This window comes from Cryobacterium sp. Y57, from assembly GCF_002929505.1.
Classification (GTDB): domain Bacteria; phylum Actinomycetota; class Actinomycetes; order Actinomycetales; family Microbacteriaceae; genus Cryobacterium.
Window position 1 is genome coordinate 222,541 of record NZ_PJJL01000070.1, and the last position, 24,675, is coordinate 247,215.

Here is a 24,675-nt window from a genome sequence, read left to right on the forward strand (position 1 = left end):
GTCACCCCAAAGGCCGACGGGCGGTGCCCGGGTAAAAGGAACGTGTTTAGGCCTTCGGGCCGCCTTCGGAGGCGAGAATATCGATTACGAACACGAGGGTGTCGGTGCCCGAAATTCCCTGGGTGCCAGCTTCGCCGTAGCCGAACTCCGGCGGAATCACGGCGATGACCTGCGAACCGACGGTCTGGCCGACGAGCGCTGCAGTGAAACCTTTGATCACGCCACCCGTCGGGAAGACGCTGTACGGGGATCGGCCCCAGGAGGAGTCGAAGGTTTTGCCGGTCGCCCAGATCACACCGGTGTAGGCCACTGCCACGTTCGCACCGTCGGCGACGACCTTCCCGTCACCCTTCTTCAGGGTGGAGATCTTCAGATCCGTGGGAGCCTCGGTGGCGGGAATGGTTACGGTCGGTGCGCCATCATCAGCAAGAGCGACCGTCGGGAGACCGGCCTCGGCAGGCAAGTCGGTTCCTGACGCCTTGGTAGGTACGGATTTGATCACCTTGATGACGTCCATGACGAAGATGACGGGCTCGCCCGCAGCGACACCGGTGGCGCCCTGATCACTGAAAGCATCCGCTGCTGTGCTTACAGTCACAATTCGCTCGCCTTCGACGGCGCAATTGGCTGATCGAATGAGACCATGCAGTAAACCAGTGTCGTTAATGGGAATGACGAGGCTTGCACCGTCAGTGGAGTAGGTCGTCGGCTGCACGACTTTCTCGGTCTTGGCGTTGTAGAGAGTGAGCGCGACTTCCACGATCGAGTCTTTCTTAGCCGTGTCGGTTCCGGTTCCCTCAATCGCCACCGTGCGCTGGGTAGTGGTGGGGTCAAGCGGTGCATCGATCGCGATGTCGAGGGGCGCACCGAAATTACCGGTGACTTTGACGCTGTCGGAGAGTTTTCCCGGTTGCGTGCAGTCCGCCGATGGGGAACTGGCAGCAGCGGTATCCGTTGGCTGGGGGGTATCGCTGCTTCCGCAGGCGGTCAGCGCGAGCGTCAGGCCAACGATGGCGAGCAGGGCGGGAATCTTCGACACGGGGCCTCTTTCGAGAACGTAGCTGCAGGCAGGCTTTTTTTCGGTAGATGTCTGGTGGCGCGAACGCCCAAAGCCTTACTCTGCCACGGATCGCCTCTGAAGCGGCTGAGTGAATGCCCCGGCGTGCCGACCGAGCGGGGACCGATCAGTCGTCGAGACCGCGGGCGATCAGGGCCTCACCCAGGGCATCCGCTGCGTAGAGCGAGCGCACGACCACCGGGACGGCGATCGACAGGAGCGAGCCCCGCGTACCGCGAGCCGTGCGGGCTTCGAGCACCTCGCGCACGATGTCGCTCACCAACGGAATGCAGCGAATGGTGAGCGCGACGAGCAACCCCACCCGGTCGGCATCGATGAACCGGTGGAACGGTCGCAGCAGGGCCTGGAACGCTTCGAGCACGGCGGTGACCGTCGTGGTCATCGTGAACAGGGCGGCGAGGGCTACTGCCACGAGCAGACGGCCGGCCATCAAAGCGGCGACCATCCAGCCGGAGAGCAATCCCTGGATTGGTACCGCGACCAGCAGGATCAGCAGAATTGGGGCGATCTGGGCTGTGGCCGCTCGCACCGGAACTCGCGCCAACAAAAACAACAGCACGACGCCGGCTGCCGCGCCGCCGACGACCCACGGATTGGGCGAGATTCCGATCAGAACAACGCAGAGTGAGAGCAGAAACAGCTTGAGCAGGGTGGGCGCCCGGTGAATGAATGAGGTACCGGGGCTGTACAGGCCGATCATGTGCCGCTGCTCACTGCAGCAGGGCGCGGTACGCCGCCAGGGACTGCGCGGGCGCGCCGTCAGCGACGACCGTGCCGTCCTCGATCACGATCACGCGGTCGAATTCTTCGACCAGGTGCAGGTGGTGGGTGACGACGATGACCTGCTGGGGAAGCGTGTGCAGTAGCTCTCCGATGCGCCGGGCATTTCGGGCGTCGAGCAGGGTCGTCGGTTCGTCGGCGACGACCGTGGCTGGACGTGCCACCAAAACGGCGGCGAGGGCGAGCAGTTGTTTCTGCCCGCCGGAGAGGCGGTGCGCTGGTTGCTCGGCGTGCTCGCTCAAACCAAATTGTTCCAGGGCGGCCGCCGTGCGCTCGGCGATCTCGGCGGGGGAGAGACCGCGTCGACGCAGGGTGAACGCCACGTCTTCCTGCACGGTGGGCATCACGATCTGGTTGTCGGGATTCGTGAAAATGAACCCCACCTTGCGGCGCACGTCGCGAGCATGGCGGGCCACGTTGAGCCCGTCCACCGTCACGGTGCCGCTCGTTGGAGTGACGAGCCCATTGATCATGCGCACGAGCGTGGATTTACCCGAGCCGTTCGCGCCGACGATGCCGATGCGGTGCTCGGTCAGGCTGAGATTCACGTTGCGCAGCACCCTGCGCTCACCGAATGACTGCCCGACCTGGTCGAAGCGTATGGTGCTCACGCTACCGGCCGGCGACCCTTCGCGATCAGACCCGGGTAGGCCTTGTGCACCTGACGGGCGACCAGAACGGTCGCGATGACCTTGATCAGGTCTCCGGGTATGAACGCGAGGTTCAGGCCGATCGTGGTCACGAGCGGCAGGCCGAGGTTGAGGGCCATGACGGGAATACCAACCAGGTAGACGGCGACGATGCCGCCGAAGATCGTGGCGCCGAGGGCGGGCCAGAACGGGTATTTCGGCAGCAGGCGGGCGGTGAGGTATCCGGTGACGAAGGCACCGAGCAGCCAGCCGTACAGGTAGCCGGCGGCCGGACTGACTGTGAAGACGCCGATGCCGCCGCGAGCGCCGGCGAGCAAGGGGAGACCCACCGCTGTCAGAACGAGAAACAGCAGCACGGCGAGGGTTCCCTTGCGCGGGCCGAGAATCGCCCCGGCGAGCATCACGCCGAGGGTCTGCATGGTGATCGGTACCGGCCCGATGTTGAGGGGGCCCGGCAGGCCGAGCGCTGCGATGAGGGCGGCGAAGATAGCGATCTGGGCAAGATCACGGGCGGGCATAATGCGCCTTGTCGGGGCGCTCGAACGTGCGGTATCGGTCATGGTTTCAAATCTAGAATTCGGCGCCCACCCGGCGCTGAAGAATATCTACAACAAAACACCGCGAACTGTAGAGGTCGTGATCGGGATCACGAGCCAGCCGCCTCAATCGCATCCGCTGCCCGTACCAGGGCCAGGTGTGAGAGCGCTTGCGGGGTGTTGCCCATCTGGTGGCCGCTGGTCACGTCATACTCCTCGGAGAGCAGCCCGACATCGTTCACGAAGCCGAGCAACCGATCCATGAGCGCATTGGCGTCGTCACGTCGTCCCGACTTGGCGTATTGCTCGACCAGCCAGAAGGAACAAGCCAGAAACGGATGCTCACCCGGCGGCAGTCCGTCCACCGCGGCGTGGGTGCGGTAACGCAGCAGCAGCCCATCTCGCATGAGGTCTGCCTCGATCGCAGCCACGGTGCCGAGCATGCGTGGATCGGTAGGCGCACAAAAGCCGACCTGGGGGAGTACGAGGAGTGAGGCATCCACTTCGGTGCTGCCGTAGTACTGCACATAGCTATTTCGAGCCGCGTCAAAAGCGCGAGTCTCGATATCGGTGCGCACCTCGTCGCGCAGGGTCCCCCAACGGTCGAGCGGGCCGTCGAGGCCGTACTCTTCGATGCCGCGCACAGCGCGGTCGAAGGCGGCCCAGACCATTACCCGCGAATGCGTGAATTCGCGGGCTTGGCCGCGTACTTCCCAGATGCCCTGGTCGGCGCGGCGCCAGTTCTTCTCGAGAAAGCTCATGAGGGCGCGCTGCAACGGCCAAGAGAACTCGTTCTCGCGCACACCCGCAGCGCGGGCTGCGTGCAGGGCCACCATGACTTCGCCGATCACGTCGGACTGGAACTGGTCGACCGCGCCGTTACCCGCGCGCGCGGGGGAGGAACCTTTGTAGCCGGGTAGGGCGGTCAGCTCGTGCTCGGGCAGGTAGCGCTCGCCGGAGAGCCCGTACATGATCTGCACGTCGCCCGGGTCGCCGGCAATGGCGCGAAGCAGCCAGGCCCGCCAGCCGTCGGCCTCCACCTCGTAGCCGTGGCTGAGTAAAACCTCGAGCGTGAGCGAGGCGTCGCGGAGCCAGACATAGCGATAGTCCCAGTTGCGGGTGCCCCCGATCTGCTCAGGCAGCGAGGTAGTCGCGGCCGCCACAATGCCGCCGGTTCGCTCATGCGTCAGCGCACGCAGCACGAGTAGGGAACGAACCACCTGGGCCCGTAAAGGGCCCTCATGGCTGCAACACGACGCCCATTTCTGCCACCAGGCGCAGGTCGCGGCATGGGCGGCATCGATGTCGATGGCGGGTGGAGTATCGCGGTGTGAGGGATACCAGGTCAGATGGGCGTCGACCGTGTCGCCAGCGGTGACATCGAAATGGGACACGTGGCGGTGGTCGGAGGCGCGCAGGGCAGGGCCGCGCACCACGATGGCGTCGGGCCCGGCGATCGCCACGAGGCCGCGCACCGACTCGCCCTTGAGCTGGCGCACCCATGGGATCGTCGTGGCATAGCCAAAGCGGATGCGCAGATCCTGGGTCATGTGCACCGTGCCGTTGATGCCGCGCACCCGGCGCACCAGATCGGCCCGGCCGTTACCGTGCGGCATGAAGTCGAGTACCTCGACCTGGCCCGTTTTCGTGGTCCACACCGTCAACAGCACGAAGGTGTCACCCTGATAGCTGCGGGTGGCGGTGGCTTCTGCGTCGGCCGGTGCCAGCAGCCACCGGCCGTGGTTCTCGTTACCGAGTAGGGCTCCGAACATCGCAGCGGAATCGTAGCGTGGCAGGCAGAGCCAGTCGATGCTGCCGTCCCGACCGACAAGAGCCGCCGAATGGCAATCGCCGATGAGCGCGTAGTCCTCGATATTGAGTGCCATCAGGCCATCCTGTCAGTTACAGGGTGAGAATTCACCGACGATCTGGCATCATCGGTTGTGGCCGATGCGGTTAGACGACGAGGCGGGCCGACGCGAGCGTTGCGGAGGCCTTGTCAATCCAGGCGGCGGAGGCCGCAGCCAGGTCGTCGTCGCTCAGTTCAATCGACGTGGACTCGGCGAGTAGGGCGTCCACCGAGGCAGTGTTGGCCAGGGCAGCCCTGATTGGTGCAGCGTCCTGTGCGGGGACTTGGATCGCGGCCGCTTCGCTCCAGGTCGTGATTGGCGCGGGGGACCAGGTCAGAGCGGTCGGCTCCCCGCTGCTCTCGCCACGCAGAGCGGATTGCTGGGTGGTGATCGCGTCGGTCAGCTCGGTCGCGATCTCCCTGGCTTTCAACCCGTGAAAAATGACCTCAGTGTCGTGCGCGCTGCGCGCCACCAGCGTCCAGGCGCCGTGCTCACCGACCAAGGCCGCGAGCTTGTCGTGCAGCAGTTCGAAAATTTCTTCGTCGCGCAGAACCGGGATGGAGGCGACGCTCAGCGCAGCACTTGCGGCCAAACGTCGGCGTCGACGACCGAACATGACAAGCCCCTTTCCGGTGCACGTGTGCAGCTGAAATAAGCCGCTCTATATTTTGGGTGAAAAGTCATCAATTCACCGGGGGACACGCCGCCGAACACGCCGATTGGGAGCTGAGTTCAGCTCTCAACCTGACGTTTATTCGCGTCTTCGATGACTGTGCCGATGGCGACGGCGGCGCTCAGGCCCCAGCCGAGCCACAGCATCACGAGGCGCCAGTCCCGCGGGCCGTGCCGCGTAGCTTGGACGGTGTTCCAACCACCGGCGATAACGCCGATCATTGCGCTGCTGAATAAGAATTTTCGCATGTGTTCCTCCGGCATCAGGTTACCCGGGAATAGGCGTGGTCCGACTGGTAACCTTAGAGCTGCAACAAAGGTGTGCACCTCCGGTGTGCCCGGAACGGATGATCCATTACAACTTCAGCCGAGCCCACACGGTCACTGGTCGACCCGCCCGCCGTAGCATCCGCGCCTGCCCCCGCCGGCACGTACACTTTCGTCGTCGTCTCCAACCGGCTGCCGGTGGATTACGAAGAGGCCGAGGATGGCGCCGTCACCTGGCGTACCTCGCCCGGCGGGCTGGTCACCGCGCTTGAACCGCTGATGCGTTCCTCGCATGGAGCCTGGGTCGGCTGGCCGGGTGTCGCCGCCCGCGATTTTGAACCGTTCGAAAATGACGGGATCTCGCTCGTGCCGGTGCGGCTCGATGAAGCCGACATCGAGGATTACTACGAGGGTTTCTCCAACGACACGCTCTGGCCGCTCTATCACGACGTTATCGCTCCGCCGAGCTTTCACCGCGAAACGTGGGAAGCGTACATCACCGTCAACCGCCGATTCGCAGCGGCTGCTGCTGCAGTCGCTGCCCCGGGCGCAACGGTCTGGGTGCACGACTACCAGCTGCAGCTTGTGCCGCGCATGCTGCGCGAAGCCCGCCCCGACCTCGTCATCGGTTTCTTCAATCACATTCCCTTTCCGCCATATGGAATATATGCGCAGTTGCCGTGGCGCAAACAGATTTTGCACGGGTTGCTCGGCGCGGACGTGATCGGCTTCCAGCGCAGTGCCGACGCCGGTAACTTCTCCCAGGCGGTACGTCGTCTTTACGGCTACCCCACCCGCGGCGTCGTCATCGACGTGCCGACCAGTGAGAGCGGCCACAATGGAGACTTCCGCCGCGTCGTCGCCAAACACTTTCCCATCTCGATCGACTCGGCCGGCTACGAAGAACTAGCCCGGCGCCCCGACATTCAAGCCCGGGCTCGCCAAATTCGCGAAGACCTCGGCAATCCCAAAACACTGATGCTCGGCGTCGACCGGCTCGATTACACCAAGGGCATCGGCCACCGCATCAAGGCCTTCGGTGAGCTGCTCGCCGACGGCCGGTTGAGCGTTGAAGACGTCACCCTGGTGCAGGTTGCCAGCCCGTCACGCGAACGCGTCAGTACCTATATGGCCCTGCGCGACGAGATCGAGCTCGCCGTCGGCCGGCTCAACGGCGATTTCTCCACTATCAGTCACACTGCCATCAGCTACCACCACCACAGTTATCCGCGCGAAGAGATGGTCGCGATGTACCTCGCCGCCGATGTCATGCTCGTCACCGCCTTGCGCGACGGCATGAACCTGGTCGCCAAAGAGTATGTGGCCGCGCGCTTCGACGTTGACGGAGTGCTTGTGTTGAGCGAGTTCGCCGGCGCCGCCGATGAACTCAAACAGGCGATTCTCATCAATCCGCACGACATTGACGGTACTAAGGATGCCATCGTGCGGGCGATCGAGATGCCACAACGGGAGCGGACGCGCCGCATGCGGTCGTTGCGACGCAAAGTCGCCGAAAACGATGTCGCCGTCTGGTCGGCTTCCTTTTTAAGAGCGCTTACCGGCGCCGCCGCCGTGCCCGCCGGAATTTCCGACGACCTCGACCTGGCCCTGCAGGGCATTGCCAGCGCCGAGAACCTGCTCATCGCCCTCGACTTCGACGGCACCCTGGCGCCCCATGTCGACCATCCCGAAGACGCCCGTGCCATCGCCGGCAACCGGGAAGCCGTGCAGGCCCTGCTTGACCTGCCGGGCGTGCGAGTCGCGCTCGTCTCCGGACGGGCCCTGGTGAGCCTGCAACACGTCGCCCAGCCGCAGAGTTCGGTGCTGCTCACCGGCTCGCACGGCATCGAGGTGCAGCTGGACACTCCCGGGATCGAGCTCAACCTGCTTTCCACCGAGCTCGAGCAACTCGATACCCTCGCCCGAGTGCTCGAGAGCATCTCCGGCGGGATCGCCGGCACCACAATCGAGCGCAAACCCGCTGGCCTGGCCCTGCACACTCGCCTCGCAACCGAGGAAGACGGCGAGAGGGCCGAACGCCAGGCGCGCGAGCAACTGGGCGATCAGCTGCCCGGGCTGACCGTTCGAGAAGGTAAGAACGTGCTCGAATTCTCGGTGCGGTCGAGCACCAAGGGCGACGCCCTGAAGAAGCTGCGCGACTACACCGGTGCCGACCGCGTGTTCTACGCCGGTGACGACGTGACCGACGAGGATGCCTTCGGGGTTTTGCGGGACGACGACCTTGGGCTCAAAATCGGGCAGGGTGCCACTCTCGCGAGTTACCGGGTGCGCAGCCCGCACGAGGTAACCCAGGTGCTGGTGCGTATCGCGGAGCTCCGCGCTGCCCAGGCGCGTTGACCCGGCTCGGCAAGGTTCTAGACTCGGAAGCATGCCTGAGATCGATGTGAAACCCCGTAGCCGCGACGTGACCGATGGAATCGAGGCCACCACATCTCGTGGAATGCTCCGTGCAGTCGGTATGGGCGATGCGGACTGGGACAAGCCCCAGATCGGTATTGCGAGCTCGTGGAACGAGATCACACCGTGCAACCTGTCGCTCGACCGCCTCGCGCAGGCGGCGAAGGAGGGCGTGCACTCCGGCGGCGGCTACCCGCTGCAATTCGGTACCATCTCGGTCTCCGACGGCATATCGATGGGTCACGAAGGTATGCATTTCTCCCTCGTCTCCCGGGAAGTCATCGCTGACTCGGTCGAGGTCGTCATGCAGGCCGAACGGCTCGATGGCAGCGTGCTGCTCGCCGGCTGCGACAAGTCGCTGCCAGGCATGCTCATGGCCGCCGCTCGACTCGACCTTGCGAGCGTGTTCCTCTACGCCGGATCGATTGCGCCGGGCTGGGTCAAACTCTCCGACGGCACCGAAAAAGACATCACCATCATCGACTCGTTTGAAGCGGTCGGCGCGGTCAAGGCCGGCCGGATGAGCGAAGCGGATGCCAAGCGCATCGAGTGTGCGTTTGCTCCCGGCGAGGGTGCCTGTGGTGGCATGTATACCGCGAACACCATGGCCAGCGTCGCGGAAGCCCTCGGAATGAGCCTGCCCGGCTCGGCGAGCCCGGCATCCGCTGACCGTCGCCGTGACTATTTCGCCCGACGCTCGGGCGAAGCCGTCGTCAACATGCTGCGCCTTGGCATCACCGCCCGCGACATTCTCACCCGCAAGGCGTTTGAGAACGCCATTGCCGTGGCCATGGCCTTCGGTGGCTCGACCAACGTCGTGCTGCACCTGCTCGCCATCGCGCGTGAGGCCGAGGTCGAGCTCACCCTCGACGACTTCAACCGTATCGGCGACCAGGTTCCGCACATTGGCGACCTGAAGCCCTTCGGCAAGTACGTCATGAACGACGTCGACCGCCAGGGCGGCGTTCCCGTCGTCATGCGCGCGCTGCTGGAGGCCGGCCTCATTCACGGTGATGCTCTCACCGTGACCGGCAAGACCGTGGCCGAGAACCTCGCCGAGATCGACCCGCCCGACCTCGATGGGGAGGTGTTGCGAACGCTCGACAACCCCATTCACAAGAGCGGTGGCATCACCATCCTCAAGGGCACTTTTGCCCCCGAGGGTGCCGTCGTGAAGACCGCTGGATTCGACGCCGCCGTCTTCGAGGGACCGGCACGGGTCTTCGAGCGAGAACGTGCGGCGATGGATGCCCTGACCGAAGGCAAGATCTACGAGGGTGACGTTGTCATCATCCGCTATGAAGGCCCCAAGGGCGGGCCGGGAATGCGCGAGATGCTCTCGATCACTGCCGCCATCAAGGGCGCAGGGCTCGGCTCCGATGTACTACTATTAACGGACGGTCGATTCTCAGGCGGCACAACCGGACTGTGCATCGGCCACATAGCACCCGAAGCGGTGGACGCAGGTCCAATCGCCTTCGTGCGCGATGGGGATCTGATACGGGTCGATATCGCAGCTCGCACGCTTGACCTACTGGTCGCACCTGCTGAGTTGGCCGCCCGCCGAGAAGGCTGGGCGCCGCTTCCCCCGCGTTATACCCGTGGCGTCCTCGCCAAGTACGCCAAGCTCGTGCACTCAGCCGCCGAAGGCGCCATCACTGGGTGATCTCGCGCACGGGTAAGCCCAAACCCATCGATTCGAAGTAGGGACTCAACGACCATGACCACGGAAACCACTCCCGTGCCTTCAGCTCCGGCGTCTGCCGAGCCGGAGATGCTCACCGGCTCGGGTGCAATCATTCGCACTCTCGAGCTGCTCGGCGTCACCGACGTCTTCGGCATCCCCGGAGGCGCCGTCATTCCGCTCTACGACGAGCTCATGACGCAGACCAAGATTCGTCATATTCTGGTCCGCCACGAACAGGGTGCCGGCCACGCGGCTGAGGGCTACGCCTCTGCGACCGGGCGCGTCGGCGTCGCAATCGCCACCAGCGGCCCGGGTGCGACCAACCTCGTCACCGCCATAGCAGACGCCTACATGGACTCGGTGCCGTTGCTCGCGATCACCGGCCAGGTATTCTCCACTTCGATGGGAACGGACGCCTTCCAGGAAGCCGACATCATCGGTATCACCATGCCGATCACCAAGCATTCCTTTCTCGCTCGCCGCGCCGAAGAGATTCCGGCCGCGATCGCGTCGGCGTACCACATCGCTTCCACCGGCCGGCCAGGCCCGGTGCTCGTTGACATCACCAAGGATGCCCAGCAGAACCTGGCGCCGTTCATCTGGCCGCCCAAGCTCGACCTGCCCGGCTACCGGCCGATCGTCAAGGCCCATGGTAAGCAGGTGCAGGCGGCAGCGCAGCTGCTGCTGGCTGCGAAGAAGCCCGTGCTATACGTGGGCGGCGGTGTTATTCGCGCCCACGCATCCGCTGAACTGCTGGCCCTGGCCGAGGCGACCGGTGCGCCCGTCGTGACCACGCTCATGGCCCGCGGAGCCTTTCCCGACTCGCACCCCCAGCACCTCGGTATGCCGGGCATGCACGGCACGGTTCCGGCCGTTCTCGCGCTGCAGGAGAGCGACCTCATCATTTCGCTCGGAGCTCGTTTCGACGACCGGGTGACCGGAAAAATCAGCGAATTCGCCCCGAGCGCGAAGATCGTGCACGTTGACGTCGACCCGGCTGAGATTTCCAAGATTCGCTTCGCCGACGTACCCATCGTCGGTGACGCCAAGGACGTCATCGCCGATCTGATCATCGCCTGGGCGGAAGTTCTCCAGGGCGGCGCGTCCGACACGGCCGAGTGGTGGACCTACCTGCACGGACTGAAGGACGAGTTTCCGCTCGGTTTCACCGAGCCGACCGATGGGCTGCTCGCTCCGCAGTATGTGATCCAGCGCATCGGTGAACTCACCGGACCCGAGGCGGTCTATGCGGCCGGCGTCGGCCAGCACCAGATGTGGGCGGCGCAGTTCATCAAGTACGAACGCCCGAACTCGTGGCTCAACTCCGGTGGCGCCGGCACCATGGGCTACTCCGTTCCGGCCGCCATGGGCGCCAAGGTGGCCGAGCCTGACCGGGTCGTCTGGTCGATCGACGGCGACGGGTGCTTCCAGATGACCAATCAAGAACTCGCCACCTGCACGATCAACAAGATCCCGATCAAGGTCGCGATCATCAACAACTCCTCGCTCGGCATGGTGCGCCAGTGGCAGTCGCTGTTCTACGACGGACGGCACTCGTTTACCGATCTCAATACCGGTCACGGTACGGCCATGGTTCCCGACTTCGTCAAGATGGCGGATGCCTATGGCGCGCTCGGAATTCGGGTCACCAGCAAAGATCAAGTGGATGACGCCATCAAACTGGCCCTCGCCACCAACGACCGCCCGGTCGTGATCGACTTCATCGTGAGCCCCGGCGCCATGGTCTGGCCGATGGTTCCGCAGGGAGTCAGCAACAGTTTCGTTCAATACGCCAAAGACCACGCACCAACCTGGGGAGACGAATAACCGTGACGAGCCACGTTCTGAGTCTGCTTGTCGAAGACAAGCCCGGCCTGCTCACGCGCGTCGCCGGCCTGTTCGCGCGTCGCGGGTTCAACATTGAAAGCCTCGCCGTGGGCCACAGCGAGATCCCCAGCCTGTCCCGCATCACAATCCGGGTCGATGTCGACGACGTACCGCTCGAGCAGGTGACCAAACAGCTCAACAAGCTCATCAACGTCATCAAGATCGTCGAGCTCGACGTGTCGCAGTCGGTGCAGCGCGAACACCTGCTGATCAAGGTCAAGGTCGACGCCACGACCCGCTCGCAGGTGCTCGAAGCGGTCAACCTGTTCCGGGCCCGCGTCGTCGACGTGGCCACCGACGCCGTCGTGATCGAAGTCACCGGCGACAACGGCAAGACCCAGGCGCTGCTGCGGGTGCTCGAACCGTTCGGCATTCGGGAACTTGCCCAGTCGGGTCTGCTGGCCATCGGCCGCGGATCGAAGTCGATCACCGAGCGCGTCTTCAGAAACTAACGTTTTCAGTTTTCCAACCATCAATTCATGAGGAGAGAAACATATTGTCTGAGATTTTCTACGACAAAGACGCCGACCTGACGATCATCCAGGGCAAGAAGGTGGCCGTCATCGGCTACGGCTCGCAGGGTCACGCCCATGCGCAGAACCTGCGCGACTCCGGAGTTGAGGTCAAGATCGGCCTGAAAGAAGGCTCCAAGAGCACGGCCAAGGCCGAAGAAGCCGGCTTCACCGTACTGTCCACAGCGGATGCCGCGGCCTGGGCCGACGTCATCGTCATCCTCGCTCCCGACCAAGTGCAGCGTCACCTGTATAAGGACGACGTGCTGCCGAACCTCGCCGCCGGCAAGGTCCTCGTCTTTGGACACGGCTTCAACATCCGCTTCGGCTACATCACCGCTCCGGACGGCGTCGACGTCGTCATGGTCGCTCCCAAGGGACCCGGCCACACCGTGCGCCGCGAATTCGAAGCCGGCCGTGGCGTTCCCGTGATCGTCGCCGTTGAGAAGGACGCCTCGGGTAACGCGTGGCCGATCACGCTCAGCTATGCCAAGGCGATCGGTGGCCTGCGTGCCGCCGGCATCAAGACCACCTTCACCGAAGAGACCGAAACCGACCTGTTCGGTGAGCAGGCCGTGCTCTGCGGTGGTACCTCGCAGCTGATCCAGTACGGCTTCGAGGTTCTCACCGAGGCCGGCTACCAGCCGCAGGTCGCCTACTTCGAGGTGCTGCACGAGCTCAAGCTCATCGTCGACCTCATGTGGGAGGGCGGCATCGCCAAGCAGCGTTGGAGCGTCTCCGACACCGCGGAGTACGGCGACTACGTCTCGGGTCCGCGCGTGATCGACCCGAGTGTCAAGGAGAACATGAAGGCCGTTCTCGCCGACATCCAGAGCGGGGCGTTCGCCGAGCGCTTCATCGCCGACCAGGACAACGGCGGAGTCGAGTTCCTCGCCCTGCGCAAGAAGGGCGAAGAACACCCGATCGAAGCCACCGGCCGCAGCCTGCGCAAGCTCTTCGCGTGGAACGCATCGACCGACGACGACTACACCGATGGATCGGTCTCGCGCTAAGCATCCGCTGCAGGCGATTCGCTTGACCGGAGGGGCCCTCGTTCGCGAGGGTCCCTCCGGTGCTGTACCTGAAAGACCGGTGAGTATGGCTGTCAACGGCATGAGCGCACGCGCCCTAGGTGTCTGGCGGCGCCGCAGCGCGACGGCCGCCATGGCCGGCGTGCTGCTCTACGTTCTCGTCGACGTGGTGCTGCAGTTTCTGCCGCCGCACTACAGCGCGATCAGCGGCGCCGAGAGCAATCTCGCTGTCGGTCCCTACGGCTGGGTGATGAACCTCAATTTTCTGGGCCGGGCGGTCACGTCGGGTGCCGCCGTCGGAGCACTTTTCGCTACGGCCCGCACGAATCATCCGGGCGCCCGAGTGCCCTCGCCTCGCCTCCTGAGTGCGGGCCTGGCACTGTTTGCGCTCGGCGGCGTCTGCTCGGGTGTGCTCGCCTTCTTCCCGACCGATGTGGTGACTGCGGAAAACGACGTAGCTGCGGTCGCGGCCGATCACGGCGTGGTGGCCGTGACAACGGCCGGTACCGTCCACCTCGTCGTGGCCACTGTGGGCTTTGTCGTCGCCCTGGTGGCGCTGGTGCTGCTCACCGCCTGGCTCTATCAGAGCGGACAGCTGCCCGCGGCCCGGGGCCTGGCCCTCGCCTTCACCACCCTCGCCATGCTGGGCCTGCTCTTTCTCGGGCTCAGTCTCACTGTGCAGCCCGCGCTGTTGGGGCTCGCCGAGCGTGTCTGTCTCCTCGGCATCCTGGGCTGGACATATTCGGTTGCCGCCGGCATCCGGCGTCTCCATCTGCCCAGCACGGAAAAAACCCGCGACCGACGATGAGTCGTGCCGGCGATCGTGGTACACGATCACCGCACGTTCGCGCTGCTGAGCGCGCGGAAACGGCAGTACGAGCCCCGACAGCCCGCTTCGGCTGAACCACGACACTCCATCGGCGTCGAACGGCGCTCCCTGACCCAACACGTAGACTTTCATCACGTTGGAGGCGAGAACATCGCTTTTTTTCAGGTCCTGTGCCCGGATGCACAGCTGTGCCGCAGCGTGGGGGCGTCTGTCAGCAGATGTGCCACGCGCTGGGGGGCCATCCGCTTCACTCGCGTAAGGTCGGCACTACCATGACCTCAGGCAAATCCACCGACGACGACAAGCTGGTCGCACCAGCAGCGCCCGGCGATGGTCCACTACCCAAGTGGAAGATCGTCGGCCCCGGCCTCGTCGTGGCCGCCACCGGTGTGGGAGCGGCCGATATGGTCGCTACCCTCGTGGCCGGCTCGCGCTACGGCTACGCCCTGCTCTGGGCGGTTATTCTCGGCGTGATCCTCAAGATCGTGCTGGTCGAGGGTGCCGGCCGATACACCCTCGCCACCGGCAAGACCATCTTTGAGGGCTGGCGGTCCCTCGGCACATGGACCACCTGGTATTTCGGGCCATACATCATATTGTGGGGCTTCGTCTACGGGGCTACGGCCATGTCCTCGGCCGCCCTGCCCCTCGCGGCACTGTTCCCGGCCTTTCCGTTGCCGGTCTGGGCCGTTCTCATGGGCCTCGCCGGTCTCACCATGGTCTGGTTCGGCCGCTACGCCTTCTTCGAGAAGATCACCGCCGTGCTCGTGGGCATCATGTTCATCACGGTCGTCGGTCTCGCCGTCATCGCCGTGCCCAACGTTCCCGCCATGCTCGCCGGCCTCGTGCCGATCATTCCCGAGGGCGGCGTGCTCTACACCCTCGCCCTGGCCGGCGGTGTCGGCGGTACCATCACCCTTGCCGCTTACGGTTACTGGCTGCGCGAAAAAGGCTGGTCCACGCCGCGCTGGATGAAAGTCATGCGCATCGACAACCGCATGGCCTACGTCATGACCGGCCTCTTCGTCGTCGCCATGCTCGTCGTCGGCGCCGAGGTGGTCGCCGCTGCCGGCATCACCCTGAGCGCGGGAGACAAGGGATTGCTCGACCTCTCCACGGTGCTCAACGAGAAGTACGGCGTCGTCGTCGGAACCGGGTTTTTGGTGGGCTTTTGGGCGGCATCCTTCTCATCGATCATCGGTGTGTGGAACGGTGTGAGCCTCATGTTCGCCGACTTCTGGGGCAACATGCGCGGCAAGAAGTCTGGCCACCCCGACACCCTCGTCGGTGGCAAGTACTTCAAGTTCTACCTGTTGTGGCTCACCTTTCCTCCCATGATCCTGTTCCTGCTCGGCTCACCGATCGGTCTCATTCTGGCCTATGGCGTGCTCGGCGCACTGTTCATGCCGTTTCTCGCCGTCACCCTCCTGGGACTGTTGAACGGCAAGCGCGTCCCACGGGATTGGCGCAATAAGTGGTTCACGAATGTGGCGCTCGGAATCTGCGCGCTGCTGTTCATCGTGCTCGGAGTGCAGCAGCTGATCACGGCCCTTGCTCCGCTGTTCGGCTAGGTGGCAACCGGATACTCTGTAGGAATGAACGCCACACGCGACGACGATGCGCTGAACTGGGCCGGTGACGATGATCCAACCCTGGCGACGGGAGACAACGGCAAGGCAGCGCCGAACACGACCGCCCTGCCCGAGGGGTGGACCCTCCCGCACCAGACGGTTTCGGCCAACCGACCGGGCGCAACCGGCCAGACGACGGATGCCGACACCACTGCAGCTGACACCGCCGCAGCCGACATCACTGCAGCTGACATCACTGCAGCCGACACCACTGCAGCCGACATCACTGCAGCCGACACCGCCGCAGCCGACATCACTGCAGCCGACACCGCCGCAGCTGACGGCGCGGCAGCCGACACCGCCGCAGCTGACGGCGCGGCACTGAGCTCCGCCGCTCTGGTCGGCATGGGTGTCCTGGCCGGCATGTACCTGCTGTATACGATCGGCTGGTTCATCGGTGTCGCGCGCATCGAAAATTCCGTCACCGACCCGGTCACCGAATTCATGTTCTCGCTCGGTGCCTGGCTGGCGGTAGGCGCGCCACTCGCGTGGTTCGGTGCGACCTATTGGCTCACCATGAGCCGACCGCGTGCCCGGCTGATCTGGCTGCTGATCGGCGTCATCGTGCTCGCCCCCTTGCCCTTCATCAGCGGTTCGGGAGCGGGCTCATGAGCGTCGCAGATGGCAATGTCTCGGACGACACCACCGCCACCCGTCGACAGCCACCACGGTGGGCGTTGCTGAGCATTGCAATATTCTTCGGATTGTTCTATGCCTACGACGTGTGGGAAGCCGTCGGCAACCTGGTCGGACTGAACCTGCAGGCGCAGGCACTGGCCACCCAGCTGAGCGGCTTCGGCTGGGCCGTGCTCATCTTCGGGGTGTTCCTGCCGGTGCTGGTCTACGCCCTCGCTTACTGGCTCGGACGCAACCGGGCATTCGGAGTGCAGGCCCTGACCCTTCTCGTGGGGCTGTGTGCGGTGGCCGCCGTAACGCTCGACATTGCCGCTGTGTTCAGCCTGGGCCGATTGATCGTCTAGCTAGAGCACCGAGACAATAATGACGGCCATCAATACGAGCTGGGCGATGAGCCGGGGAACCACGGGAATCGCCACCCGCCCAAACCGCTTCGGGTGTCGCGCAGCATAGGCATTGGCCGGAAATACCGCCGCCAGAAACAGCGCGAGCGCCACGGCTGCGACCACCATGGTCGGTGGATAAAGCAATCCCAGCCCGCCAGCGATCTCGCAGACCCCGGTGAACAACACCAGGTTGACCGGGTTGGCCAGACCGCTCCGCCGCAGCCGCGGCGGAATCATCGCCGCCATCGTGCGCTGCACCGCTGGCCGAAAATGAATGATCCCGGCGCCAATGAAAACCAGAGCCAGAAGCACGCGCAGAACCAGTTGGAGACCGTCTATTACGTCGCTGCTCATTCGTCTATTGTGCAGCCGGTAGGGTTGGAATTCGAGTAGCGCCCCTTGTCGCGCCACCGACACATGCAATCTAAGGATCCGATTTTATTGTCGAAGCCCGTCGTCCTGATCGCCGAAGAACTTTCCCCCGCCACCGTCGATGCCCTCGGGCCCGACTTTGACATTCACCACGTCGACGGCACGGATCGCTCCGCCCTGTTCGCTGAGCTCGCCACGGCGCAGGCCGTCCTGGTGCGGTCCGCCACCAAAATGGATGCCGAAGCCATCAAGGCCGCGCCGCTGTTGAAGGTCATCGCCCGTGCAGGCGTTGGCCTGGACAACGTCGACATCAAGGCCGCCACCGCGGCCGGAGTCATGGTCGTCAACGCCCCCACCTCCAACATCATCTCGGCCGCCGAGCTGACCGTTGGGCACATCCTGAGCCTGGCCCGTCATATTCCGGCCGCCTCCGGAGCCCTCGCCGACGGGCAGTGGAAACGCTCCAAGTACACCGGCGTCGAGCTGTACGAGAAGACCATCGGCATCATCGGCCTCGGCCGGATCGGCGCGCTCATCACCGCCCGCATGCAGGCGTTCGGTACCAACGTCATCGCTTACGACCCCTACATCACGTCGGCCCGCGCACAGCAGCTCGGCGTGACCCCGGTCACCCTCGACGAACTGCTCGCGCAGTCCGACTTCGTCACTATTCACATGCCGAAGACCCCGGAGACTACCGGCATGATCGGCGCAGCCCAACTGAAGCTGATGAAGCCGACCGCGTTCGTCGTGAACGTCGCCCGCGGCGGACTCATTGACGAAGAGGCGCTGCACGAGGCCCTCCTCGCCGGTACCATCGCCGGGGCCGGCCTCGACGTGTTCGTCAGCGAACCGCCCACCGGCTCTCCGTTGCTCGGACTCGACAACATCATCACCACCCCGCACCTCGGCGCCTCGACCGACGAAGCCCAGGAAAAAGCGGGTGTCTCCGTTGCCAAGTCCGTGCGCCTCGCGCTTTCCGGCGAGCTCGTGCCCGACGCGGTCAACGTGGCCGGCGGTGTCATCGATCCCTACGTGCGCCCCGGCATCCCGCTGGTTGAGAAGCTCGGCCAGGTATTCTCCGGTCTTGCCGCGCACAGCCCGCTCACCAGTGTGGATATCGAGGTGCGCGGTGAACTCGTCGAATACGACGTCAGCGTGCTCAAACTTGCCGCGCTCAAGGGCATCTTCACCAACGTGGTCAGCGAAACCGTCTCCTACGTCAACGCGCCGCTGTTGGCCGAGCAGCGTGGTGTCACCGTGCGCCTGCTCAGTGACGCCGAATCGCCCGAGTACCGCAACGTCATCACCCTGCGCGGCGCCCTCGCCGATGGTTCGCAGGTCTCCGTCTCGGGCACCCTCACCGGCACCAAGCAGATCGAGAAGATCGTCGAAATCAACGGCTATGACGTTGAAGTTCCGTTCGCCAAGAACCTCATTGTGATGCTTTACGCCGACCGCCCCGGAATCGTGGCCGTCTACGGCCGCGAATTCGGCGAGGCCAACGTCAACATCGCGGGCATGCAGATCGCCCGGCACGTAGCCGGCGGTAAGGCGCTGAGCGTACTGACGGTCGACTCCGAGGTTCCGGCCGGGCTGCTTACCGCGGTGCGAACGGCGATCGACGCCGAGATCATGGTGGAGATCGACCTCACCGAGTAGCACCCTTCGCCCGTGAATGAGGGCGGTAGAACGGATGCGAGTGGGCGCCTGACCGGCAGGCGCCCACCTTCTGTCCCGCCGCTTCGGCTTGGCGGGTATCCGGCCTGGATTACTACGTGGAGCGCGGCAGTAGTCGGCCGATCAGGGTGATCAGCCGCGTCATGGATTCGTCTGTGTGGCTCGGTGGTGTGAGTTCGTGCGCGGCGAGCGACGAGTTGACGTAGAGTCCGTCGCTGATCAGCATGATCGCTTGGGCCGTATCCGGGTCATGTACGGCGTCTTCAATGACTGAGAGCCACCGGCGACGAATCTCGTTGAGCACCTGCATAGCCCGGGGATCCCGGCCTTGGGCCAGCCGGGAACCGGCGATGTAAGCGCGGTCAAGCGGACTACCGGTGTGCACCGAGGTGCGAATGAGGTAGTCGACGGGTCCGGCTGGGGCGGTGCGGATATTATCGGCGTCCTCGCGCGCGAGCGCGTCGAGGCGGGCCAAGAGGCCGTCGACGAGGGCGTCCTTCGAGGCGAAGTGATAGAGCAAGCCACCCTTGGACACCGCGGCTGCCGCCGCCACAGAGTCGAGTGTTGCGGAGCGTTCGCCGCCCTCGACCAGTAGCTCCTCAAAGGCGTCGAGCAGTCGATCCCGCGTGGGAGCGGACGGCGCGGGGGCATTTTTCGACATAGGGGCCATGGTAACGAACACGCAGACTGTCGGTTGGACACGAGTAACGAACTAGACAACTATACCGTCTAGCCGGTACAGTCGATTGTGATGTTCCGCCGATAGCGGTCGAAAAAGTACCCAGAAAGTGAACGAGATCGTGTCTGCCCCCGCTGGTCCCACCAATCCCACCGTGCTGCCCACCGTGCTGCCCACCGCGGCCCGCATCGCCGAGACTCGTGCTGTTGAGAACAGCACTGTCGAGGCCAGCGTGTCCCGAACCCGTGACGCCGATGACACAGCCCTCACAGTCAGCGCCGGGGCCCCCGGGGGAGCGGCATCCGCTCTGCCCGTGCGGCACGACCGTCGCCGCTGGTGGGCGCTGGCCGTGCTGATGTTGCCGGTGCTGCTCGTGTCGATCGACAACACCGTGCTGAATTTTGCGTTGCCGGCGATCTCCACGGCCACGCTGCCGACCGGTGTGCAGCTGCTCTGGATGGTCGATATCTACCCGCTCGTGCTCGCCGGGCTGCTCGTGGCCATGGGGAGCCTGGGTGACCGCATCGGGCGGCGTCGCTTGCTGCTCATCGGCTCAGCCGGGTTTGGCGTGGTCTCGGTGTTCGCGGCGTTCGCCCCGAGCATCGAAGGCCTGATCATTGCCCGGGCAGCGCTCGGATTCTTCGGCGCGATGCTCATGCCCTCAACCCTGTCCCTGCTGCGAAGCACCTTTGTGGACCGTGACCAACGCCGCCTCGCCATCGCCATCTGGGCTACGGGCTTCGCGGCCGGTAGCGCGCTCGGTCCGGTCATCGGTGGCATCCTGCTCGAGCACTTCGCCTGGGGATCAGTGTTCTTGATCGCCGTTCCCGTGCTGCTGCCGCTGTTCGTGCTGGCACCGATCCTGGTGACCGAATCGCGCGACCCGAACCCCGGGCGCATCGATTTTCTCAGCATCACCCTGTCGCTTGGCACCATGCTGCCGATCGTTTATGGCATCAAAACCATCGCCGAGCACGGGGCGACCTGGTTCACGTTCGCTCCGATTGCGCTCGGACTATTGCTCGGCGTGTGGTTCGTGCGTCGCCAGTTGCGCCTGCCGAACCCCATGCTCGACATGGGCCTGTTTCGGCGCGGCGCGTTCAGCGGCGCCGTCGGCGTCAACCTGCTCAGCGTCACAGCGCTCGTCGGCTGCCTGTTCTTCATCTCGCAGCACCTGCAACTCGTGCTCGGACTCTCACCGCTCTCGGCCGGCCTTGTGCTGGTGCCCGGCCTGGCCGCGATGATCGTGGCTGGACTGCTGATCGTGCCGATCGCCCGCCGGGTACGCCCGTCGCGAGTGGTGCCGGTGGCACTGCTGGTGTCGGTCGCCGGGTTCGCGTCGATCGCGTTGCGTGGCGGGCAGATTGATGCTTTCTCCATCGGCGTGGCTTTCGTGCTGCTCGGCATCGGAATCGGAGCGGCCGAGACCGTGTCGAACGAGCTGATCGTGGCCACGGCGCCGGCCGATAAAGCGGGGGCGGCATCCGCCGTGTCCGAAACCGCCTACGAGCTGGGAGCGGTGCTCGGCACAGCGGTGCTCGGCACCATTCTGACCGTGTCGTATCGCGCGGCAGTGCTGTTGCCCGAAGGCCTGAGTGCGGCTGAACGGGTTGCCGCCGGCGAAACGCTTGGCGGAGCCGTGGCCGTGGCCGGGCAGCTACCCGCCGGGGTGGCGCAGCAGCTGCTCGATTCAGCTCGGCACGCTTTCGACAGCGGTGTCGGCCTCACCGCCTGGATCGGTGTTGCGCTCGTGCTCGGTGCGGCCGTCGTCGCGCTTGTCGCGCTGCGCAGGGCGCGCTAGCTATAGATCGTCGATCGAGTTCTCGCGGCGTGTGACCTGCTCGCCGTTCGCCGGGTCGGCGATGGTTCGGGTGGTGCTCACGCTGTTGCGGCGACGCGTCATCAGCACGATGCCGAGGATCGTCACGAGCACGCCGGCCGCGAGCAAAATGTAGCCGACAAGCTGCAGGTCGATTCCGGTGACGGTCACGTCGAGGGCCCACACCAGTATGGCGCCGACGACCAGCAGAAAAATTCCTAGTCCGATACTCATGATTACCCACTTTCAATTGGTAGTGCGCTTCGCTCCAGCCTAGGCACTTCGGCGAGAAAGGTAAGGTTTGACTAGAAGCAATTCAGGTGAACGTTGACCGGTTCGGAGCCGCATGTCTCGTACTATCAAACTCGCTGTCATTCCTGGAGACGGGATTGGACCGGAAGTTGTCGCCGAGGCCGTCAAGGTGCTCGGCGCTGTCACCGCCCGCGACGACGTCACGATTGACACGAGCATGTTCCACCTGGGCGCAGCGCGGTTCCTCGAAACCGGTGATGTGCTCACCGACGCCGACCTCGCATCCATCCAGGAGCACGACGCCATTCTTCTCGGCGCGGTCGGCGGCGTTCCCGGTGACCCGCGCCTGAAAGATGCCAATATCGAGCGCGGACTGCTGCTCGGCCTGCGCTTTGCCCTCGACCACTATGTCAACCTGAGGCCCTGCACGATCTACCCCGGCGTCACAAGCCCGCTCACCGCCCCCGGCGTGGTCGACTTCGTTGTTGTGCGCGAGGGCACCGAGGGCCCCTATGTCGGCAACGGGGGCGCGATCCGCCGCGGCACAGCGCAGGAGGTCGCCAACGAGGTCTCCGTGAACACCGCCTACGGGGTTGAACGCGTCGTGCGGTACGCCTTCGAAGTGGCCGAGAGCCGCGAGCGCAAGCACCTCACCCTCGTGCACAAGACCAACGTGCTCGTCTTCGCCGGCAGCTTATGGCAGCGCATCGTGAACGAGGTGGCCGTCGAGTACCCCCGCGTTGCGGTCGATTATCTGCACGTCGACGCGGCGACGATCTTCTTCGTCACGAATCCGAGTAGATTTGATGTGCTCGTCACCGACAACCTCTTTGGCGATATCCTCACCGACCTGGCAGCGGCAATCAGCGGCGGCATCGGCCTGGCAGCTTCCGGCAATATCAACCCGACGGGCCGCTTTCCCAGCATGTTCGAGCCGGTCCACGGCTCGGCTCCCGATATCGCCGGCCAACAACTCGCCGACCCGACCGCAGCCATCCTGTCGGTAGCGCTTCTGCTCGACCACCTCGGTCTACCGGATGCCGCGGCTCGCGTGAACGAGGCAGTGGCCGACGACCTATGGCGGCGCAACACGCTGGAGCGACGCAGCACCGCTGAGGTGGGAGATGCCATCGTGACCCTTTTGACAGACAAGGTACTTAAATGAGCAAGACCGCAATCCTTCCCATGATTTTCGCCCTCACGCCGTCGACGAATGCGCGCCCCGAGGCCGAGCGCGAAGAGATTCTTGCCGATCCGGGCTTCGGCAAACACTTCACCGACCACATGGTCACCATCGATTGGTCGATCGAGGCCGGCTGGCACGACGCCCGCGTCACACCCTATGGTCCGTTGCTGCTCGATCCCGCCTCGTCGGTGCTGCACTACGGCCAGGAGATCTTCGAGGGCCTCAAGGCTTACCGGCACGCCGACAACTCGATCTGGACCTTCCGGCCCGAGAAGAACGCCGAGCGGCTGCAACGCTCGGCGCAGCGCCTCGCGCTGCCCGAACTCTCGACCCCGGACTTCATCGAGTCGGTCAGGCAGATGATTGCGATCGACGGCGACTGGGTGCCGTCCGCGCCCGAGACCAGCCTGTACCTGCGCCCGTTCATGATCGCCAACGAGAGCTTTCTCGGGGTGCGCGCCGCCCACAAGGTAAGTTTCTACGTGATCGCCAGCCCCGCCGGTGCCTATTTTGCCGACGGCGTGGCCCCGGTGAAGATCTGGCTGTCGACCGAGTATTCCCGCGCCGGTCGCGGCGGTACCGGCGCCGCCAAGTGCGGCGGCAACTATGCCGCGTCGCTGCTGCCCCAGATGGAGGCGTACGAGAATGGCTGCGCCCAGGTGCTCTTTCTCGACGGGGAGACCGGAACGAACGTCGATGAACTCGGCGGCATGAACGTGTTCTTCGTGCACGGCACCGACACGATTGTCACGCCTCGCCTGACCGGATCCATTCTCGAAGGCGTCACCCGCGACAGCATCATGCAGCTTGCCCGCGACCGCGGTATGACCGTGGAAGAGCGCGCGGTGACGCTGGCGGAGTGGCGCGACGGCGTCGCATCCGGTGCCATCACCGAGGTTTTCGCCTGTGGAACCGCCGCCGTCGTCACCCCGATCGGCCAGCTCAAAGCCAAGGACTTCACGATCGGCGAAGCGGATGCCCCGGCTGGCGAGGTCACCCTGTCGCTGCGTCAGGAACTCACCGACATTCAGTATGGGCGCGTGCCTGACCGTCACGGCTGGCTCACCCGCCTCGACTAAACTGAACCTTTTGAGCGGAAACGAGACACGTGAAGATCGCACGCTACAGCTACCAGGGTGCCATCGCGTTCGGTATCGTTGACGACGACGAATTGGTCGTGCTCACGAGCGACCCGATGTTCGCCGGATTCGACACGACCGGCGATCGGGTGGCCCTGGCCGACGTGAAGCTGCTCGCGCCGGTGATTCCGCGCTCGAAGATCGTCGCGGTGGTGTCTTCCGAGGCGTTCGTGCTGCGGCCGAACACCGCTGTCGTGGGCCCCGGCGACGCTATCGTGTTGCCCGCAGCCTCCGATCGGGTTGAGGTCGACGGCCAGCTGGCCATCATCATTGGCAAGATTGCCAAGAACGTCTCCGTGGCGGATGCCCCCGGCCGCGTTTTCGGCTACACCGTAGCGACGGTCGTCACCGCGGCCGACCTTACAGACGTGTCGCCCTCCCGCGCCGGGGCTTTCGACACGTTCCTCCCGCTCGGACCGATCATTGAGACGGAATTCGACGAGGCAGCCACGCCGCTGCGCGGATTGATCAATGACGAGGAGTTTCAAGCAGTCGACCTCGGTGACGACGATCGGACCACCGAGGAGTCCGTATCTGCGCTCGTGGCATTCGCCTCGAGCGTGTTCACGCTGCTGCCCGGCGACGTGATTCTGGCCGGCCCGCTTGACACGCCGGCGGCCGTTGTCGATGGCGAGACGGTCACGGTGTCAATCGAGGGCATCGGAGCGCTCGTGAACCCCGTGGTGCGCCCGGCCTGA

24 protein-coding genes are annotated in these 24,675 nt (G+C 64.7%); 14 read left to right on the top strand and 10 right to left on the bottom strand.

From position 1 onward, the window contains the following. Positions 1 to 46 precede the first annotated feature (46 nt). The 7 genes from CXY72_RS13925 to CXY72_RS13955 form a co-directional block, all read right to left on the bottom strand. Complete coding sequence (locus CXY72_RS13925; protein ID WP_104128260.1) at positions 47 to 1,039, bottom strand: FKBP-type peptidyl-prolyl cis-trans isomerase; 993 nt, start codon at positions 1,037 to 1,039, stop codon at positions 47 to 49. A 145-nt stretch (positions 1,040 to 1,184) separates the two neighbouring features. Beyond that, positions 1,185 to 1,778: an energy-coupling factor transporter transmembrane protein EcfT gene (locus tag CXY72_RS13930; protein ID WP_104128261.1), complete on the bottom strand. Its 594-nt coding sequence runs from the start codon at positions 1,776 to 1,778 to the stop codon at positions 1,185 to 1,187. Positions 1,779 to 1,788: 10 nt separating this feature from the next. Beyond that, the gene (locus CXY72_RS13935) at positions 1,789 to 2,469 is read right to left on the bottom strand and encodes an ABC transporter ATP-binding protein (RefSeq protein ID WP_104128262.1); all 681 of its coding nucleotides are present in this window, start codon (positions 2,467 to 2,469) and stop codon (positions 1,789 to 1,791) included. Continuing rightward, positions 2,466 to 3,068, bottom strand: coding sequence for a biotin transporter BioY (locus tag CXY72_RS13940; RefSeq protein WP_104128263.1), 603 nt, complete (start codon positions 3,066 to 3,068; stop codon positions 2,466 to 2,468). The genes CXY72_RS13935 and CXY72_RS13940 overlap by 4 nt, the downstream gene beginning before the upstream one ends. A gap of 86 nt (positions 3,069 to 3,154) precedes the next feature. Then, positions 3,155 to 4,930: a glycoside hydrolase family 15 protein gene (locus CXY72_RS13945; RefSeq protein ID WP_104128264.1), complete on the bottom strand. Its 1,776-nt coding sequence runs from the start codon at positions 4,928 to 4,930 to the stop codon at positions 3,155 to 3,157. Between the two features lie 70 nt (positions 4,931 to 5,000). Beyond that, positions 5,001 to 5,510, bottom strand: coding sequence for a hypothetical protein (locus CXY72_RS13950; protein ID WP_104128265.1), 510 nt, complete (start codon positions 5,508 to 5,510; stop codon positions 5,001 to 5,003). Positions 5,511 to 5,626: 116 nt separating this feature from the next. Continuing rightward, positions 5,627 to 5,815 carry a hypothetical protein gene (locus tag CXY72_RS13955; protein WP_104128266.1) on the bottom strand — a complete coding sequence of 63 codons (189 nt, stop codon included), beginning with the start codon at positions 5,813 to 5,815 and terminating at the stop codon, positions 5,627 to 5,629. Positions 5,816 to 5,920: 105 nt separating this feature from the next. Here CXY72_RS13955 and CXY72_RS13960 point away from each other — a divergent pair, with 105 nt between their 5' ends. The 9 genes from CXY72_RS13960 to CXY72_RS14000 all read left to right on the top strand — a co-directional run bounded on the left by CXY72_RS13960 (position 5,921) and on the right by CXY72_RS14000 (position 16,808). Further along, complete coding sequence (locus tag CXY72_RS13960) at positions 5,921 to 8,191, top strand: bifunctional alpha,alpha-trehalose-phosphate synthase (UDP-forming)/trehalose-phosphatase (RefSeq protein ID WP_104128267.1); 2,271 nt, start codon at positions 5,921 to 5,923, stop codon at positions 8,189 to 8,191. A gap of 31 nt (positions 8,192 to 8,222) precedes the next feature. After that, the gene (ilvD, locus tag CXY72_RS13965; RefSeq protein ID WP_104128268.1) at positions 8,223 to 9,917 is read left to right on the top strand and encodes a dihydroxy-acid dehydratase; all 1,695 of its coding nucleotides are present in this window, start codon (positions 8,223 to 8,225) and stop codon (positions 9,915 to 9,917) included. 54 nt (positions 9,918 to 9,971) lie between these two features. Beyond that, positions 9,972 to 11,765 (top strand): acetolactate synthase large subunit, encoded by a 1,794-nt coding sequence (locus CXY72_RS13970; protein ID WP_104128269.1) that lies wholly within the window; start codon positions 9,972 to 9,974, stop codon positions 11,763 to 11,765. 2 nt (positions 11,766 to 11,767) lie between these two features. Continuing rightward, positions 11,768 to 12,277: an acetolactate synthase small subunit gene (ilvN, locus tag CXY72_RS13975; protein ID WP_199184046.1), complete on the top strand. Its 510-nt coding sequence runs from the start codon at positions 11,768 to 11,770 to the stop codon at positions 12,275 to 12,277. A 44-nt stretch (positions 12,278 to 12,321) separates the two neighbouring features. After that, positions 12,322 to 13,350, top strand: a complete 1,029-nt coding sequence (gene ilvC, locus CXY72_RS13980) for a ketol-acid reductoisomerase (protein ID WP_104128271.1) — start codon at positions 12,322 to 12,324, stop codon at positions 13,348 to 13,350. Positions 13,351 to 13,435: 85 nt separating this feature from the next. Then, on the top strand, positions 13,436 to 14,176 hold the full coding sequence (locus CXY72_RS13985) for a DUF998 domain-containing protein (protein WP_158252582.1): 741 nt from the start codon (positions 13,436 to 13,438) through the stop codon (positions 14,174 to 14,176). A 293-nt stretch (positions 14,177 to 14,469) separates the two neighbouring features. Next, the gene (locus tag CXY72_RS13990; protein WP_104128273.1) at positions 14,470 to 15,768 is read left to right on the top strand and encodes an Nramp family divalent metal transporter; all 1,299 of its coding nucleotides are present in this window, start codon (positions 14,470 to 14,472) and stop codon (positions 15,766 to 15,768) included. 24 nt (positions 15,769 to 15,792) lie between these two features. Next, positions 15,793 to 16,440, top strand: a complete 648-nt coding sequence (locus tag CXY72_RS13995) for a hypothetical protein (protein ID WP_104128274.1) — start codon at positions 15,793 to 15,795, stop codon at positions 16,438 to 16,440. After that, the gene (locus CXY72_RS14000) at positions 16,437 to 16,808 is read left to right on the top strand and encodes a hypothetical protein (protein WP_104128275.1); all 372 of its coding nucleotides are present in this window, start codon (positions 16,437 to 16,439) and stop codon (positions 16,806 to 16,808) included. The genes CXY72_RS13995 and CXY72_RS14000 overlap by 4 nt, the downstream gene beginning before the upstream one ends. Here CXY72_RS14000 and CXY72_RS14005 read toward each other — a convergent pair whose 3' ends face one another. Continuing rightward, positions 16,809 to 17,204, bottom strand: coding sequence for a DoxX family protein (locus CXY72_RS14005; protein WP_104128276.1), 396 nt, complete (start codon positions 17,202 to 17,204; stop codon positions 16,809 to 16,811). Between the two features lie 87 nt (positions 17,205 to 17,291). Here CXY72_RS14005 and serA point away from each other — a divergent pair, with 87 nt between their 5' ends. Beyond that, a complete protein-coding gene (gene serA / locus CXY72_RS14010; protein ID WP_104128323.1) occupies positions 17,292 to 18,884 on the top strand; it encodes a phosphoglycerate dehydrogenase in 1,593 nt (530 codons plus the stop codon). Positions 18,885 to 18,996: 112 nt separating this feature from the next. On the opposite strand, the gene CXY72_RS20430 is transcribed toward serA, so the two are convergent. Continuing rightward, positions 18,997 to 19,563: a TetR/AcrR family transcriptional regulator gene (locus CXY72_RS20430; RefSeq protein ID WP_146071188.1), complete on the bottom strand. Its 567-nt coding sequence runs from the start codon at positions 19,561 to 19,563 to the stop codon at positions 18,997 to 18,999. A 331-nt stretch (positions 19,564 to 19,894) separates the two neighbouring features. Between CXY72_RS20430 and CXY72_RS14020 the strand changes: the two genes are divergently transcribed. Continuing rightward, the gene (locus CXY72_RS14020; RefSeq protein ID WP_233197850.1) at positions 19,895 to 21,382 is read left to right on the top strand and encodes an MFS transporter; all 1,488 of its coding nucleotides are present in this window, start codon (positions 19,895 to 19,897) and stop codon (positions 21,380 to 21,382) included. Here CXY72_RS14020 and CXY72_RS14025 read toward each other — a convergent pair whose 3' ends face one another. Continuing rightward, on the bottom strand, positions 21,383 to 21,634 hold the full coding sequence (locus CXY72_RS14025) for a DUF6458 family protein (RefSeq protein WP_104128277.1): 252 nt from the start codon (positions 21,632 to 21,634) through the stop codon (positions 21,383 to 21,385). A gap of 112 nt (positions 21,635 to 21,746) precedes the next feature. Between CXY72_RS14025 and CXY72_RS14030 the strand changes: the two genes are divergently transcribed. From CXY72_RS14030 to CXY72_RS14040, 3 genes are read left to right on the top strand one after another with little or no spacing between them, the layout of a single operon-like run. Next, positions 21,747 to 22,817, top strand: a complete 1,071-nt coding sequence (locus CXY72_RS14030) for a 3-isopropylmalate dehydrogenase (RefSeq protein WP_104128278.1) — start codon at positions 21,747 to 21,749, stop codon at positions 22,815 to 22,817. After that, the gene (locus tag CXY72_RS14035) at positions 22,814 to 23,917 is read left to right on the top strand and encodes a branched-chain amino acid aminotransferase (protein ID WP_199184047.1); all 1,104 of its coding nucleotides are present in this window, start codon (positions 22,814 to 22,816) and stop codon (positions 23,915 to 23,917) included. The genes CXY72_RS14030 and CXY72_RS14035 overlap by 4 nt, the downstream gene beginning before the upstream one ends. Before the next feature lie 29 nt (positions 23,918 to 23,946). After that, positions 23,947 to 24,675, top strand: coding sequence for a fumarylacetoacetate hydrolase family protein (locus CXY72_RS14040; protein ID WP_104128279.1), 729 nt, complete (start codon positions 23,947 to 23,949; stop codon positions 24,673 to 24,675).